Source organism: Glycomyces tarimensis, from assembly GCF_054776215.1.
Window position 1 is genome coordinate 79,143 of sequence record NZ_BAAHCB010000019.1, and the last position, 14,004, is coordinate 93,146.

Here is a 14,004-nt window from a genome sequence, read left to right on the forward strand (position 1 = left end):
AAGCGGTGTCATCGGGCCGCGGCTTCGGCCGCGGCCTTCTGCTTGGCACGGAACGCCCGCTGGCGGCAGGCCGGGGAGCAGTACTTCGGCGGCCTCCCGGTGCCGGCGGCCGCGATCGGATCGCCGCAGACCGCGCAGCGGTGGCCGCTTTCGTCACCCCTGGGGCGGCCAGTTTCGTCACGAGGCGTGGCGTCATCCCAGGTTTCGTTATTAAACTCGTGGTTTCGTCTCGATTCGGGCCGAAGCCCGTCCCACATCACCTCGGCGAGCAGGCCGGCCCGCTCGGGTGAGTCGAGCGCCTGCGCCATCGCCACGAAGCCGAGCATCATCGCCCGCGCGTCCTCGGGCTCCAGATCGCCCCGGATCGCGCCGACCCGCTGCGCGTCCCTGAGCAGCTCGGCCAGCGGCGAGTCGATCATGCAGCGCCCCTCGATCTTCAACGGCTGCTGCCAGTCGCCGCGCGAGGCCAGCGACTCGCAGATGACGCGGTTGGCGAAGGCGTGCTCGGCGACGTGCCGCAGGAACGCGAAGAAGGCCTCACCGGGCTCCAGCTCCGCTCGAACGGCCCTCCCCCAAGCGGTGAGCTGCTCGGTCCGGTGGTCGAGCACGGTCGCCATCAAGGCGTCCTTGGTGGGGAAATGGCGATAGACCGTCCCGGCGCCGACACCTGCGGCGGCGGCGATCTCCCCGAGGGTCACCGAGGTCCCCCGCTCGGCCAGCAGGCGATCAGCCGTCTCCAAGACCTTCTGCCGATTGCGCTGGGCGTCGGCGCGTTCGCTCCGTTGGGCGGACACGGACACGGCTCCCCCTCCCATACTCGAGATTAAACGGGTGTAGCATTCCGTTTCATCAACCGGGTTGCCGTTCCCGATACTATCCGGCGACCCTCGAAACAGAAGGGAACTCCTCATGAGCTCCGATGTCAACACCATCCTCGTCACCGGTGCGACGGGGAGGCAGGGCGGGGCCGTGGCCTCCCGCCTGCTGGCCGACGGTTGGAGGGTCAGGGCGCTCAGCCGCGACGCGTCGAGCGATCGTGCCAAGGCGCTGGCCGCGGCGGGAGTCGAGGTCGTCACCGGCGACCTCGACGACCGCGAGTCGCTCGATCGCGCCGTGGCCGACGCATGGGGCGTTTTCAGCGTCCACGCGGGGGCCTACGAGGGCGGCCCCTACGGACACGACCCCGAGCACGAGGCTCGTACGGCCGCGAAGCTCGGCGATGCGGCGAGGGACGCGGGCGTGACGCACATGGTCCACTCCTCGGTGGTCGGCATCGGCACGCGAATGGAGTCCGACATGGACTTGGTACGTCGCAAGGCCGAAGCCGAGGCCGCGCTCCGGGAATCGGGCCTGTCGCTGACGTTCCTGCGCCCGACCTCGTTCATGGAGAACACGTTCGACTCCCCGCGCGAGCTCCAGGACGGCAAGCTGGTCTCGACGCTGTGGGCCGACACGTACGAGCCGCTCATCGCCGTGGCCGACATCGCCGCGTTCGCCGCCATCGCCTTCGCCGAGCCCGAACGCCACCGCGGCGAGGCGTACACGCTGGCCGGCGACGATATGACGCAGGTCGAGAAGGCCGCGCTCATCAGTCGTGTCGTGGGGCGCGAGGTGCCGTACGCGGAGATCCCGATGGAGCAGATCCGCGCCTCCAGCCCCAGCACGGCCAAGATGATCGCGACGATCAACGAGACGCCGATCGAGGTGGACATCGAGGCGCTGCGCGCAATCCACCCGGGCTTGCTCACGTTCGAGCAGTGGATGACAGGGATCGGCAAGCCGCTGGTGGAAGCCTATTTCGCGCGCCTGGACGCGCAGTCGTGAGTGCGGCGAGGGGCGCCGTCCGGTCGGACAGCGCCCCTCGTACTGGTTCGATCAAGGCAGCGAGCGGATCGCCAGCGCGGCGCCGAGCGCCGCGACGACCGCTTCGTAGCCCTTGTCCTCGCTGGAGCCGGCGTATCCGGCCCTGGCGACGGCCTGCTCAAGGTTGTCGACGGTGAGCACGCCCTGGGCGACCGGCGTCGACTCGTCGAGCGCCACGCGGGTGAGCCCCTCGGTGACCGACTTGCAGACGTAGTCGAAGTGGGCGGTGCCGCCGCGGATGACCACGCCGAGAGCGACCACGGCGTCGAAGCGGCGGGCCAGCGCCTGGGCGGCGATCGGCAGCTCGACGGCGCCGGCCACACGCACCACGACCGGCTCGGCGCACTTGGCGTCGGCGGCGGCGTCGCGGGCGCGAGCGAGCATCTGGTCGACCAGTTCGGCGTTCCAGTCGGTGGCGGCGATGCCGAGCGTCAGGCCCGCGGCGTCGGGGACGGCGACCTCGGGCGCTCCGTGTCCTGCCATGTCAGGCCGCCTCCGCCGTGGTCTGGACGGGCGTGAGCGGGGGCAGGTCCTCCAGCAGGTGCCCCATGCGGTCGCGCTTGGTCGTCAGGTAGGCGATGTTGTCGGGCGTGGTGTGCGTCGGCAGAGCGACCCGGTCGAGCACCTCCAGGCCGTGGCCTTCGATCCCGGCGCGCTTGTCCGGGTTGTTGGTGAGCAGGCGCATCGACTTGATGCCGAGGTCGGCGAGGATCTGCGCGCCGACGGCCCAGTCGCGGGCGTCGGCGGGCAGGCCCAGTTCGAGGTTGGCGTCGACGGTGTCGCGGCCGTTGTCCTGGAGCTGGTAGGCCTGGAGCTTGTGGACCAGGCCGATGCCGCGGCCTTCGTGGCCGCGCATGTAGAGCACGACGCCGCGGCCTTCGGCCTCGATCGCGTGCAGGGCGGCCTGGAGCTGCGGGCCGCAGTCGCACCGCAGGGAGCCGAAGGCGTCGCCGGTGAGGCATTCGGAGTGGACCCGGACGAGGACGTCGAGGCCGTCGCCGATGTCGCCCTTGACCAGGGCGACGTGCTCGTCGCCGTCGAAGGCCGAACGATAGCCGATCGCGGTGAACTCGCCGGCCTCCAGCGGCAGGCGGGCCTCGGCGAGCCGCTTGACGTGGACTTCGGTACGCTGGCGCCAGGCGACGAGCTGGGCGACGGTGATGAGTTTGAGGTCGTGTTCGTCGGCGAAAGCCCGCAGCTCGGGCAGTCGCATCATGGTGCCGTCGTCGTTCATCAGCTCCGAGATCGCGCCGACGGGCTCCTTGCCGGCCAGGCGGGTGAGGTCGACGGCGGCTTCGGTGTGGCCGCGGCGGACGAGGACGCCGCCGTCCTCGGCGCGCAGGGGCACGACGTGCCCGGGCCGGTTGAGGTCGTCGGCCCCGGTGTCGGGGTCAGCGAGGACGCGGATGGTCCGGACGCGGTCGGCGGCGGAGATGCCGGTGGTGAGGCCCTTGCGGGCGTCGACCGAGACGGCGAACGCGGTGCCCTTGGAGTCCTGGTTGGTGTGGTAGGCGGGGGGCAGGACGAGCCGGTCGGCGGTGTCGGCGGGCATGGCCACGCAGATGTAGCCGCCGGTGTGTCGGATGGTGAACGCCAGCAGTTCGGCGGTGGCGTCCTCGGCGGCGAAGACGAGGTCGCCCTCGTTCTCGCGGCTCTCGTCGTCGGCGACGATGACCGCCTTGCCGGCGGCGATGTCGGCGATGGCGTCCTCGACGCCGTCCAGTCGGATGTCGCTCATCGCAGGCTCCCGCTCGCTTCCAGAAGTTTCTCGGTGTGCTTGGCGATCACGTCGACTTCGAGGTGGACCGGGTCGCCGACCTGTTTGCGGCCCAGTGTGGTCGCTTCGAGGGTGGCGGGGATGAGCCCGACGGTGAATTCGTCGCCGTCGATCGCCGCCACCGTCAGGGAGGTGCCGTCGACGGTGATCGAGCCCTTCTCGACGACGTACTTCCCCAGGCCTTCGGGCAGACGGAAGGAGACCTCCTCCCATTCGGCGGCGGGTTTGCGGGCGGTGATCTCGCCGACGCCGTCGACGTGGCCCTGGACGAGGTGGCCCCCGAGGCGGGTGGTGGGGGTGGCGGCTCGTTCGAGGTTGACCCGGTCGCCGACCTCGAGAGCGCCGATGACGGTGCGCCGGTAGGTCTCGGCCATGACGTCGGCGGTGAAGACGTCGCCTTCGAGCGCGACGACGGTGAGGCAGACTCCGTTGACGGCGATCGAGTCGCCGAAGCCCACGTCGGAGGTGACGAGCGGACCGCGGACGGACAGGCTCGACTCGCCTGTCTTGACGACTTCGCCGAGTTCTTCGACGATTCCGGTGAACATCGGGTGGGACCCCCTACCTACTGCGGATTCGACACGCACGCAGGCGGGGTCAGGGAAAGTTCGCGGCAGGCCGAGGCCCTTCGCGACGCGTCTGCTCCCATCCGGACTCTGACCGTCGGTCCCGGATTCTCACCGGGTCAACCGTCCGCTGGATGCGGACGGGTCGCGGACTCGCGGCTTTGGGCCGCTCACCGCCGGTTCGGAATTTCACCGACCCCGCTGACGCGCGTTTGTTACTCCGAATTGTGCCACGGTCGCAATGGGCAGTCGCTATTCCGTGGGGTTTGTCTCACTGTCACTGGTCGTTGGTCCAGAAGACGGGGCGCCGCTTGGTGCCAGGCGGCTTGCCACCGGGGAAGGCGACGTAGGGCCCGGCGTGGGATTTCGCGACGCTCTTGAGGGCGGTGGCCTCGGCGACGGCCTCGTACGGGTCGGCGAAGCGCCGGTGGGTGGAGAGGGCGACGCCGATCGAGAGGGTGGGCAGGCGCGAGCGGGTGATGTGCCGGGAGCGGTCGGCGTGCTCGATGTAGCCGCGTTCGACGTCGTCGGGGTCGCACAGCTGCCGGACCCGGAGGGCGAAGTGGTCGTTGACGAAGTCGGTGACGGGGCGGGCGTGCTCGGGGGTGCACAGGATGGTGAAGTCGTCGCCGCCGACGTGCCCGAGGAACACCGGTGCGGCGCCCGCGTCGCCGGCGGCGGAGTACACGCACTCGGCCAGCCCCTTGATGAACTCGTCGCCGCGCACGAAGCCGTAGACGTCGTTGACCGCTTTGAAATGGTCGATGTCGATGTAGCACAAGGCGAACGGATCGCCGCGGGCGATCCATGAGGACAGTTCGCGCAGGATGCGGTCATTGCCCGGCATGCCGGTCAGCGGCGAGGACTCGCGGATCTCGCGGTGGCGGCGGATGGCCGAGTCGATGCGGGCGGAGACCTCGGCGGGGTCGAAGGGCTTGGCGATGTAGTCGTCGGCTCCGGCCTTGAGCCCGGCGATCTTGTCCGCGGAGGTGGGCTGGGCGCACACGAGGATGATCGGCAGGCTCGCGGTGGCGGGGTCGGCACGCAGCTGCCTGGTCAGGGCGAGGCCGTCGATGAACGGCAGGTGGACCTCCAAGAGCACGATCCCGGGCCGGCGCAGCGCGATCCCGGCCAGCGCCTGGTAGCCGTCGCGGGCGAGCGCGGTGTCGAAGCCGTCGGCGCGCAGCCGCGCGGCGAGGAACTCGGCGATCTCATGGTCCGAGTCGGCGATCAGGACCAGTTCTGAGGGGCTCGAGGCGGACATGGTGCGCTCATCTGGCGGCGTCGGCGCGGGCTCGCAGACGGCGGCAGGCTTCGGAGGGGTCGTCGGCGCCGTAGACGGCGGTGCCGGCGACGAAGGCGTCGGCGCCGGCCTCCGCGGCCTGGGCAATGGTGTCCTCGCCGATGCCGCCGTCCACTTCGATGCGCACATCGAGGTGCCCGGAGCGGATGTGGCCTCGGGCGGTGCGGACCTTGTCGAGGAGCTCGGGCATGAACTCCTGGCCGCCGAATCCGGCCTTGATGGTCATGATGAGCAGCGTGTCGAACGCGGGCAGCAGGTCGAGGTAGTCCTCGACGGGGGTGTCGCGGTCGATCGCGAGCCCGGCCTTGGCGCCGGCGGAGCGGATCTGTCGGGCCAGGGCGACCGGGTCGGCGCTGGCCTCGGCGTGGAAGGTGACGTTGTAGGCGCCGAGTTCGGCGTAGCCGACGGCCCACCGCTCGGGGTCCTCGATCATCAGGTGGCAGTCGAGCGGGATGTCGGTGGCGGCCTTGAGGGACTTGACGACGGGTGGGCCGATGGTGAGGTTGGGGACGAAGTGATTGTCCATGACGTCGACGTGGAGCCAGTCGACCGCCCCGTCGACCGATTCGGCCGCCTCGGCGAGGCGGGCGAAGTCGGCCGCCAGCAGACTCGGAGCGATGACGGTGTCGGCCTGTGCCGCTTCGATCTGTGCCACACGCATAGTGTAGGTCGCGCAACTGCGACACAGGCCGGACACCGGGTGTGAAGTGAGTCCTGGGTCAGGCGCTGCACTCGATGGTGGGTGTGGCGCTGGAGCCGCTTCCGATGAAGCCGAAGGCATTCCGGGTTTCACCGGAGGCGATCGCGCCGTTCCAGCCGAGGTCCGAGGCGGTCACGGTCTGGCCCGATTGGCTCAGCTCGACGTTCCAGGAGCTCGAGACGGACTGGCCGCTGGGCCAGCTCCAGGTCAGGGTCCAACCGTTGAGCGACTGCTCGCCGGCGGTGACGTGCACATCGCCCTGCCAGCCGCTCCCCCAGTCGCTGACGATGACGATCTCGGCGGAGCACTCGCCGTCGGCGGGCTCGGTCGGGTCGTCGGTCGGCGGCTCGGTCGGGTCGGTGGGCTCGTCGGTCGGCGGGTCGGTGCTGACATTGCCGGGCCAGTCGGATCCGGCGTTGCTGGCGAGGGTGTAAGCCAGGTCGGGGATGAACTGGCCCGCGCTGCCGGCGCAGCCGTCGGCTTCCCCGGGGAGCTTGACCCACAGGTAGGCGTCGATGCCGTTCACGCCGGTCGAGGTGGTCGGGTAGTCCCCGATGGCGCGGCCGGGCGGGTCGCACCAGTCATTGGGGTCGGGCGGATCCAGCGGTCCGTTGCCGTTGCGGCTGGTGTCGATCACCGCGCCCTTGTCGGAGCCGACGATGTTCTGGATCTGGTGGGCGTAGGAAGTCGCCTCCTGTGTGGTGCGGTAGTTGGAGACGTTGATCGCGAAGCCGTCGGCGTACTGGATACCGGCGCCCTGGAGGCGGCTGGCCGCCTCGCCGGGAGCGAGCCAGGCGGAGTTGCCGATGTCGAGGTAGACGCGGGCCTGAGAGGAGGCGGCTTTGAGCGCCTGGACCGCGTGGATCAGCGACTGGTTCCGCTGGGACGGGTCGGCGCAGTTGTGCGGGAGGGTGTCGGGTTCGAGGATGATGTAGGCGGGCCCCGACAGCGCCGAGGCGAACTGGTCGATCCAGTCGCGGTAGGCGTCGTGGCTGGGCGCGCCGCCACCTGAGTGGCCGCCGCAGTCGCGGTCGGGGATGTTGTAGACGACCATGATGGGCGTGTCACCGTCCGCGGCGGCCGCCGAGACGACGTTCGAAACCTGGGCCCCGATGCCGCCGATGGGATTGTGCTCGGTGAACCAGACGCCCGCCGGGGTCTCTGCGATGCGCTCGCCGATCAGGGCGGCCCTGGAGTCGTTCGGGTTCTCGGCGACCCATTCGGCCGCTTGGGTGTTCGGGTTGGCCCACAGGCTCTCGCCCTGCGCTGACGCGCTCGGGGCCAGCAGGAGCGCGGTGGCCGCAGCCAGTCCAGCGGCGCCCGCCGCCGCGGCGATCGCCGCGAGTCTCCTTCTTCGGTTCATGGCTTGCTCCTTCGTGGTCGACTCCACCGGCAAGGGCGGTGAAATTCACAGTCATCGATATGTCGATGGTAGCGCTACCACTTGATGGCGTCGAGAGGGGGCGTCGAATTGCGTCGAATCGCCGGTCAGGCCGTGCGGCGCAGCAGGGCCAGGAACATCGCGTCGGTGCCGTGGCGCTGCGGCCACAGCTGCACGAGACCGTCCCTCGCCGAATCCGGGACCGAATCGGTGATCGAATGCGCCTCGATGAGTTCCACTCCCCCGCGCCCGAGGAAGTCCCCGACGACCTCGACGGTCTCGGCGCGGACCGGCGAACAGGTGGCGTAGGCGACGGTGCCGCCGGGCCGGACCAGCTCGATCGCCGAGGCCAGCAGCTCGCGCTGGAGCACCGACAAGCCGTCGATATCGCTGCGCCGCTTGCGCCAGCGAGCCTCCGGGCGCCGGCGCAGCGCACCGAGCCCCGAGCACGGGGCGTCCACGAGGACGCGGTCGGCGCTGCCGGGGCGGCCGAAGTCGCGCCCGTCGCCGGTGTGGACCGTGACCGGCAGGCCCTTGGCGGCCTTGGCGACCAGTTCGGCACGGTGTGGCGCGACCTCGACCGCGTCGACGGCCGCGCCGCGCTGGGCGGCGAGCGAGCCGAGCAGGGCGGTCTTGCCGCCGGGGCCGGCGCACAGGTCCACCCAGGAGGCGTCCGGACCCTTCATGGGAGCGTTTGCCAGCGCGAGGGCGACGAGCTGACTGCCCTCGTCCTGAACGCTCGCGCGCCCGACGGCGACGGCCTTGACCTTCCCCGGGTCGCCCCCGGGCAGATGGACCGCGTACGGCGACCAGCGCCCGGGCGTCCCGCCGGCCTTGGCGGCCAGATCGTCGCGGTCGACGCGCCCGGGCTTGGCGCACAGGTGGACCGGCGGCGCGACGTTGTCGGCCTCCAGGGCGCGCGGCGTCTCGTCGGGGCCGAGGATCGCGTCGAACTCCTCGACGATCCACTTCGGATGGGCGTAGCGGAGCGCGAGGTCGCCGATGCGCTCGCCGGAGGCCAGCTCCGCGATCCAGCCGTCGAGGTCTCGCGCGGCGACCTTGCGGAGCACCGCGTTCGTCAGGCCCGACACGCGCGGATTGACCGCGGCCTTGACGAGGCTGACGGTGGTCGAGACGGCCGCGTGCACGGGGATGCGCGTGTACAGCAGCTGGTAGGCGCCGAAGCACAGTGCGTCGACCAGATCGGTCTGGAGCCCGTCCAGGTCTCGCCCGGAGGCGGCGGCGATGATCGCTTCGAGAGTGCCCAGGCTCCGCAGGGTGCCGTAGGTCAGCTCGGTGGCGAGCGCGGCGTCGCGCCCGTCGAGCTCGGTGACGGCCAGGAGCCTCGGCAGCACGATGTTGGCGTAGGCGTCCTCGGCGCTGACGGCGCGGATGGCCTCGAAGGCGACGTGGCGCGGGTTCTGACGGGTCATACGAGTCGAGGGCTCTCCGCTTGGACGCCGCGGCCCCATGCGGCGGCGTCCATGCGCTGCTTCCCGGCCAGCTGGACCTCGCCGAGCCGCACCGGGTCGGTGGCGGTGCCCACGTGGACGCTGTGCTTGGCGATGGCGACCTCGCCGGGAGCGAGCTCGGGGCCGTCGGGATCGACGGTCACCGGCCCCAAGCGCAGGCGCGCGCCCTCGAACTCCGTCCACGCGCCCGGCGCGGGCGTGACGGCCCGGATGCGTCGGTCCACGGCGAAGGCCGGGTCACCCCAGCGCGCGCGTGCGTCCTCGACGGCGATCTTGGGGGCGTGCGAGACGCCCTCCTCGGGCTGCGGCTCGGCCTCCAGGATGCCCGCCGCGAGGCCGTCGACGACGTCGACCATGAGCCTCGCGCCGGCCTCGGCGAGCCGTCCGAGCAGGTCTCCTGCGGTGTCGCGCTCGCCGATCGGCTCGGTCAGGCGTCCGTAGACCGGCCCGGTGTCGAGCCCGGCCTCCAGTTCGAAGACGCACGCGCCGGTCATCTCGTCGCCGGCGAGCACCGCGTGCTGGACGGGAGCCGCGCCCCGCCAGGCGGGCAGCAGCGAGAAGTGCAGGTTGATCCAGCCCAGACGCGGGATCTCCAGGGCCGCGGGAGGCACCAGCGCGCCGTAGGCGACCACCGGCACCACGTCCACGGCAAGGTCCCGCAGCCGCTCCAGGAACTCCGGCTCGCGCGGCTTGGCCGGGGTGAGCACCTCGACGCCGTGCTCGTCGCCCCAGGAGGCCACCGGGGAGCGGGAGACCTTGCGGCCCCGCCCGACCGGCGCATCGGGCCGGGTCAGGACGGCGACGAGTTCGTGGTCGGAGGCGAACAGCGCCTCCAGGGTCGGCAGCGCGACCTCCGGAGTGCCGGCGAAGAGGATCCTCATTGCTTGAAGAACACACCCTTGCTCTGGTCTCGGTCGGTGTGGACGTGCGTCCGGTTGGCCCGGTACCAGTCCTGGTGTTCGAGGTCGGCCTCGAACTCGGCCCGGGGCGCGGCGTCGAGCCGGTCGACGAACAGGCGCCCCTGCAGGTGATCGGCCTCGTGCTGGAGGCAGCGGGCCATGAAGCCCTCGCCGCGGACCTCGATGGGTTCGCCGCGCATGTCGAAGCCGCGGCAGATCGCGCGCACGCGCCGCCGCCTCGGATAATAGAGCCCGCCGGGCAGCGACAGGCACCCCTCGAGGTCGTCGTCCTGCGTCTCGTCGTCGGGCAGTTCCAGGACCGGGTTGACCATGTGGCCCCGGCGGCCCTCGACGTCGTAGACGAACACGCGCAGGCCGACGCCGATCTGCGGTGCCGCGAGGCCGGCGCCCCGCTGGTCGTCGAGGGTGTCGTGGAGGTCGTCGATCAATCGGCGCAAGGCGTCGTCGAACTCGGCGACGTCGGCGGCGCGGGTGCGCAGCACCGGGTCGCCGTACAGGCGCACTGGCTGGATGGACAAGCGCTGGCCTTCCTTCGGCTGCTCGGCTTAGGACTTGAAGAACACGCCCTTGCTGTCGTGCGGGGAGACTTTGATCTTGACGTCGTCGTTATACCAGTCCTGGGACTGGATCTCCGCCATGGCGGCCTTGCGCCGATCCGAATCGAGCCGGTCGATGAAGACGATGCCGTCGAGGTGGTCGGTCTCGTGCTGGAGGCACCGCGCCATCATCCCCGTGCCGACGATCTGGAGCGGGTCGCCGTACTCGTTGAAGCCCTTGGCGATGACGTTCTGGCGGCGGACGGTGTCGAAGTACAGGCCCGGCAGCGACAGGCAGCCCTCCGGCCCGTCCTGCTCCTCCTCGTCGGGGAACTCCAGGACCGGGTTGACGATGTGGCCGACGACGTCGTCCACATCGAAGGTGAACACCCGCTTGCTCACACCGAGCTGCGGTGCGGCGAGCCCCGCGCCGCCCTCGTCTCGCATGGTGTCCAGCAGGTCCTTCACCAGGCCCCGCAGTTCCTTGTCAAAGGCGTCGACTTCCTCGGCCGCGGTGCGCAGGACCGGGTCGCCGTACAGACGGATGGGCTGGATCGACAATGTGCTGACCTCTCAACGCTTGAACTGGCCGTTCTCCAGTGTCCCACTCGCTGCAGGCGTCGCGTGAGGGGTCGGTGCGGGTTGTGGCGCGCGGCCGGGGCTGCGGACCGGAGACCAGCAGCAGCCCCGCCACAGTGCTGGCCGCCGCGCAGGCGACCAGCACGGCGACGATGAAGGGGACCTCCGCTGCGAGCACGCCCATCGTTCACAACCGCTTCTGGAGGACCGGGGCGTCGCGCAGCAGCAGGACGAAGGCGGCGGCGAGCGCGGCGACGAGGGCCACGCCGGCCGGGGTCCACTGCGGCAACCACCATTCGCCGTATTCGAACGCCATGCAGACGACGCCCAGGGCGGAGGCGGTCACGATCAGGAGCAGCACCTCGCCGATGCCGCCGCGCATGCGGACCGCCGCGGCCCCCAAGGCCAGGCCGGTGCAGCAGTACAGCGGGGTGACCAGCAGGTACCTGGCGGCGCGGGAGGCCGTCTCCCCGAGCGTGAGGCCCGGTTCGGCGAAGGCCGAGAGCAGTGCGTACTCGGCGAACAGCCCGAGGGCGACGACGAGCACCGCCGCACCGGTCAGCAGGGCGCCGAAGACCGCGAGCGACACGGTGGCCTCGCGGCGGGTCAGGCCCATGGCGACCCGCGAGGGCAGGAAGTAGTGGACGGTCACGCCGGACCAGATGCCGACGAACCACTGGAACACCGCGGCGGTGATCATCCAGGCGCCGGTCTCGATGACGTCGGCGAAGACGATCGCGATCCCGAAGGTGACGGGGAATCCGGCGATCACCCACCAGCGGAAGGCGTGTACGGCGCGGGAGAACTGCTGGACGCCGAGTCGGTATCGGCGCCGCGCGAGGACGGTCTTCATGATCAACCCCTCTTCGCGCGGATCGGGGTGTCGATGAGTATGCGGCGACAGATCCAGGCGCCGACGGCCACGGCCGCGAGGATCGCCACGACGGACGACCACGTGCCCATGTCGTCGGTGACGCTGGTGACGACCCGGAGCCAGCCCGGTCCCCACGGCTCGGCGCTTGAGATGGCGTCGTCCAGGGCGAGCGTGATAGGGACGGCGGGCACGATGATGAGCCAGCCGGCGTCCCAGCGGTAGGAAGCGGCGCCGATGAGCGCACCGGCGGTGAAGTAGAGGAGGTAGGTCAACGGGTACGGCGCGGCGAACACGATCACGTCGCCGACCGATTCGAGCGCGAGATCGCCGGGCTCGCCCTGGATCGACTGATTCCAGTCGAAGGCCTCGTAGACGGCGTGTTCGGCGAGGAATACGGCGGCCGTCAACGCACCGAGGGCGAGGCTCCACAGCAGTCCGAACCAGCCCATGGAGGTGGCGAGTTCGCGGCGGGTCAGCCCCTGGGCGATCATGGTCGGGAGCAGGGCGGCGAGGAACGTGCCGGCGACGATCGCGGTGAAGATGTTCCCGGAGTTGGCGGCGAAGTACCACGCGGAGATCTCGATCGAGCGGGTCTGGGCGACGATCGCGGGCAGCACGAGCGCCCCGATGACCACGGCCGCGATCCAGAACGCGAAGTACTTGAGGGCTTCGGCGGTCAGACCGATTCCGAATGCGTGGCGACGGCCCGCGAGGGTGGCGTTGGGCATGGCTAGGCTCCCGTCCGGTCGGGATTGGTCAGGTGGATGAACAGGTCCTGCAGGCCGACGGGGCCGATCTCGATGCCGGCCGCGGCGGCGCGCTCGCGGGCCGGGGCGTCGAGGCCGGTGGCGACGGTGACGCTCTTGGTGCCGCCGAGTCGCTGCTCGGAGAGCACTTCGAGTCCCGCGGTGATCGAGTCGACGGCCTCGGCGGGGCCGGTGAGGCTGGCGCCCATGCGCTGGAAGGATTCGACGTTCTCGTGGCTCAGGACCCGCCCTTTGTCGACGATGACGACCTCTTCGAGGTAGTTGGCGACCTCGTCGATGAGGTGCGTGGAGAGGATGACGGTGTGGGGCCGCTCCATGTACTGGTTGAGCAGTTCCTTGTAGAAGGCGTCGCGGGTGGGGGCGTCCATGCCGAGGTGGACCTCGTCGAACATGGCCAGCTCGGCGCGGGCGGCCAGCCCGCAGACGGCCGCGAGGACCGAGCGCTTGCCTCGGGAGAGGTCGCGGACCTTCTTGGACAGCGGCAGCTCGAACCGCTCGGCAAGCCGGAAGGCGTAATCGCGGTCCCAGGAGGGGCGCAGTTCGCCGGTCTCCAGGGTGGACTTGACGGTATCGGTGTCGTCGAAGTCGCCGCCCTCGCGGATGAGGCAGACCCGGGAGACGATCGCGATGTTCTCCCACACGGGCTGCCCGTCGACGAGGACCTCGCCGTCGCTGGGCTTGCGGAAGGCGGCGAGGAGGCTGAGCAGACTGGTCTTGCCCGCGCCGTTGCGGCCGAGGAGTCCGTAGATCTTGCCGGGCTCGAGTTCGAGGCTGACGTCGGAGAGGGCTTCGGTGTCGCCGTATTTCAGCGTCACGTCCCGGAGGCTGACGGAGAAGCTCATTTCAGGGCGCCTTCCTGGGCTTGGAGGTACTGGATGATGTCGGATACCGAGATCCCGGCCTGCCGGGCCTCGTGGATGAGTGGCTGGAGCACGTCGTCGAAGAAGCGGGCACGGAATTCGCCGACGAGCTTGTCGCGGGCGTCGTCGGCGACGAACATGCCGACGCCGCGCTGCTTGTAGAGGACGCCTTCGTCGACCAGTTCCCGGAACGCCTTCTGCGCGGTGGCCGGGTTGATCGAATAGAACGCCGCGTACTGGTTCGTCGACATGACCTTCCCTCCCGGCTCGAGCGATCCGTTCAAGATCTCGGCCTTGATCTGGTCGGCGATCTGCCGATAGATCGGCGTGCCGTCATCGAACATCTCGCCTCCTTAGTCAATCGGTTCTGAGGTTCACTACTTTACTAACGAACCATAACACGAAG

General features: G+C 70.3%; 16 protein-coding genes and 1 riboswitch. Of the genes, 1 reads left to right on the forward strand and 15 read right to left on the reverse strand.

Going from position 1 to position 14,004, the window contains the following annotated elements:
• Positions 1–8: 8 nt before the first annotated feature.
• A complete protein-coding gene (locus ACYVK3_RS14395; RefSeq protein ID WP_460498018.1) occupies positions 9–794 on the reverse strand; it encodes a TetR/AcrR family transcriptional regulator in 786 nt (261 codons plus the stop codon).
• A 115-nt stretch (positions 795–909) separates the two neighbouring features.
• On the opposite strand from ACYVK3_RS14395, the gene ACYVK3_RS14400 reads away from it, so the two are divergent.
• Entirely contained in the window at positions 910–1,824 is a 915-nt protein-coding gene (locus ACYVK3_RS14400; protein ID WP_460498019.1) for a Rossmann-fold NAD(P)-binding domain-containing protein, read from the forward strand.
• A 51-nt stretch (positions 1,825–1,875) separates the two neighbouring features.
• Here ACYVK3_RS14400 and ribH read toward each other — a convergent pair whose 3' ends face one another.
• The 14 genes from ribH to ACYVK3_RS14470 form a co-directional block, all read right to left on the reverse strand.
• Complete coding sequence (gene ribH, locus ACYVK3_RS14405) at positions 1,876–2,346, reverse strand: 6,7-dimethyl-8-ribityllumazine synthase (protein WP_460498020.1); 471 nt, start codon at positions 2,344–2,346, stop codon at positions 1,876–1,878.
• Position 2,347: 1 nt separating this feature from the next.
• On the reverse strand, positions 2,348–3,601 hold the full coding sequence (locus ACYVK3_RS14410; RefSeq protein ID WP_460498021.1) for a bifunctional 3,4-dihydroxy-2-butanone-4-phosphate synthase/GTP cyclohydrolase II: 1,254 nt from the start codon (positions 3,599–3,601) through the stop codon (positions 2,348–2,350).
• On the reverse strand, positions 3,598–4,188 hold the full coding sequence (locus ACYVK3_RS14415; RefSeq protein WP_460498022.1) for a riboflavin synthase: 591 nt from the start codon (positions 4,186–4,188) through the stop codon (positions 3,598–3,600). Before ACYVK3_RS14415 ends, ACYVK3_RS14410 begins: the two co-directional genes overlap by 4 nt.
• Positions 4,189–4,273: 85 nt before the next feature.
• A riboswitch (FMN riboswitch) is annotated at positions 4,274–4,416 on the reverse strand.
• A gap of 67 nt (positions 4,417–4,483) precedes the next feature.
• Positions 4,484–5,470, reverse strand: a complete 987-nt coding sequence (locus tag ACYVK3_RS14420; protein WP_460498023.1) for a GGDEF domain-containing response regulator — start codon at positions 5,468–5,470, stop codon at positions 4,484–4,486.
• 7 nt (positions 5,471–5,477) lie between these two features.
• Positions 5,478–6,155, reverse strand: coding sequence for a ribulose-phosphate 3-epimerase (gene rpe / locus ACYVK3_RS14425; RefSeq protein ID WP_460498077.1), 678 nt, complete (start codon positions 6,153–6,155; stop codon positions 5,478–5,480).
• 73 nt (positions 6,156–6,228) lie between these two features.
• Positions 6,229–7,572 (reverse strand): glycoside hydrolase family 6 protein, encoded by a 1,344-nt coding sequence (locus tag ACYVK3_RS14430; RefSeq protein ID WP_460498024.1) that lies wholly within the window; start codon positions 7,570–7,572, stop codon positions 6,229–6,231.
• 125 nt (positions 7,573–7,697) lie between these two features.
• The gene (locus ACYVK3_RS14435) at positions 7,698–9,023 is read right to left on the reverse strand and encodes an RsmB/NOP family class I SAM-dependent RNA methyltransferase (RefSeq protein WP_460498025.1); all 1,326 of its coding nucleotides are present in this window, start codon (positions 9,021–9,023) and stop codon (positions 7,698–7,700) included.
• On the reverse strand, positions 9,020–9,943 hold the full coding sequence (gene fmt / locus ACYVK3_RS14440; RefSeq protein WP_460498026.1) for a methionyl-tRNA formyltransferase: 924 nt from the start codon (positions 9,941–9,943) through the stop codon (positions 9,020–9,022). Before fmt ends, ACYVK3_RS14435 begins: the two co-directional genes overlap by 4 nt.
• Entirely contained in the window at positions 9,940–10,500 is a 561-nt protein-coding gene (gene def, locus ACYVK3_RS14445) for a peptide deformylase (RefSeq protein WP_460498027.1), read from the reverse strand. The genes fmt and def (ACYVK3_RS14445) overlap by 4 nt, the downstream gene beginning before the upstream one ends.
• 27 nt (positions 10,501–10,527) lie before the next feature.
• On the reverse strand, positions 10,528–11,079 hold the full coding sequence (gene def / locus ACYVK3_RS14450; RefSeq protein WP_460498028.1) for a peptide deformylase: 552 nt from the start codon (positions 11,077–11,079) through the stop codon (positions 10,528–10,530).
• 205 nt (positions 11,080–11,284) lie between these two features.
• Positions 11,285–11,950 (reverse strand): hypothetical protein, encoded by a 666-nt coding sequence (locus tag ACYVK3_RS14455; protein ID WP_460498029.1) that lies wholly within the window; start codon positions 11,948–11,950, stop codon positions 11,285–11,287.
• A 2-nt stretch (positions 11,951–11,952) separates the two neighbouring features.
• Positions 11,953–12,699 (reverse strand): hypothetical protein, encoded by a 747-nt coding sequence (locus tag ACYVK3_RS14460; RefSeq protein ID WP_460498030.1) that lies wholly within the window; start codon positions 12,697–12,699, stop codon positions 11,953–11,955.
• A gap of 2 nt (positions 12,700–12,701) precedes the next feature.
• Positions 12,702–13,580 carry an ATP-binding cassette domain-containing protein gene (locus ACYVK3_RS14465; RefSeq protein ID WP_460498031.1) on the reverse strand — a complete coding sequence of 293 codons (879 nt, stop codon included), beginning with the start codon at positions 13,578–13,580 and terminating at the stop codon, positions 12,702–12,704.
• Complete coding sequence (locus ACYVK3_RS14470) at positions 13,577–13,942, reverse strand: GntR family transcriptional regulator (protein WP_460498032.1); 366 nt, start codon at positions 13,940–13,942, stop codon at positions 13,577–13,579. The genes ACYVK3_RS14465 and ACYVK3_RS14470 overlap by 4 nt, the downstream gene beginning before the upstream one ends.
• Positions 13,943–14,004 lie beyond the last annotated feature (62 nt).

What these genes read in the sequence shown, in the direction of transcription:
- fmt (WP_460498026.1), bottom strand. Translation starts at nt 9,943, where the DNA reads ATGAGGATCCTCTTCGCCGGCACTCCGGAGGTCGCGCTGCCGACCCTG.
- ACYVK3_RS14460 (WP_460498030.1), bottom strand. Translation starts at nt 12,699, where the DNA reads ATGCCCAACGCCACCCTCGCGGGCCGTCGCCACGCATTCGGAATCGGT.
- ACYVK3_RS14430 (WP_460498024.1), bottom strand. Translation starts at nt 7,572, where the DNA reads ATGAACCGAAGAAGGAGACTCGCGGCGATCGCCGCGGCGGCGGGCGCC.
- ACYVK3_RS14410 (WP_460498021.1), bottom strand. Translation starts at nt 3,601, where the DNA reads ATGAGCGACATCCGACTGGACGGCGTCGAGGACGCCATCGCCGACATC.
- ACYVK3_RS14420 (WP_460498023.1), bottom strand. Translation starts at nt 5,470, where the DNA reads ATGTCCGCCTCGAGCCCCTCAGAACTGGTCCTGATCGCCGACTCGGAC.
- ACYVK3_RS14400 (WP_460498019.1), top strand. Translation starts at nt 910, where the DNA reads ATGAGCTCCGATGTCAACACCATCCTCGTCACCGGTGCGACGGGGAGG.
- ACYVK3_RS14435 (WP_460498025.1), bottom strand. Translation starts at nt 9,023, where the DNA reads ATGACCCGTCAGAACCCGCGCCACGTCGCCTTCGAGGCCATCCGCGCC.
- ACYVK3_RS14470 (WP_460498032.1), bottom strand. Translation starts at nt 13,942, where the DNA reads ATGTTCGATGACGGCACGCCGATCTATCGGCAGATCGCCGACCAGATC.
- ACYVK3_RS14455 (WP_460498029.1), bottom strand. Translation starts at nt 11,950, where the DNA reads ATGAAGACCGTCCTCGCGCGGCGCCGATACCGACTCGGCGTCCAGCAG.
- ACYVK3_RS14415 (WP_460498022.1), bottom strand. Translation starts at nt 4,188, where the DNA reads ATGTTCACCGGAATCGTCGAAGAACTCGGCGAAGTCGTCAAGACAGGC.
- ACYVK3_RS14465 (WP_460498031.1), bottom strand. Translation starts at nt 13,580, where the DNA reads ATGAGCTTCTCCGTCAGCCTCCGGGACGTGACGCTGAAATACGGCGAC.
- ribH (WP_460498020.1), bottom strand. Translation starts at nt 2,346, where the DNA reads ATGGCAGGACACGGAGCGCCCGAGGTCGCCGTCCCCGACGCCGCGGGC.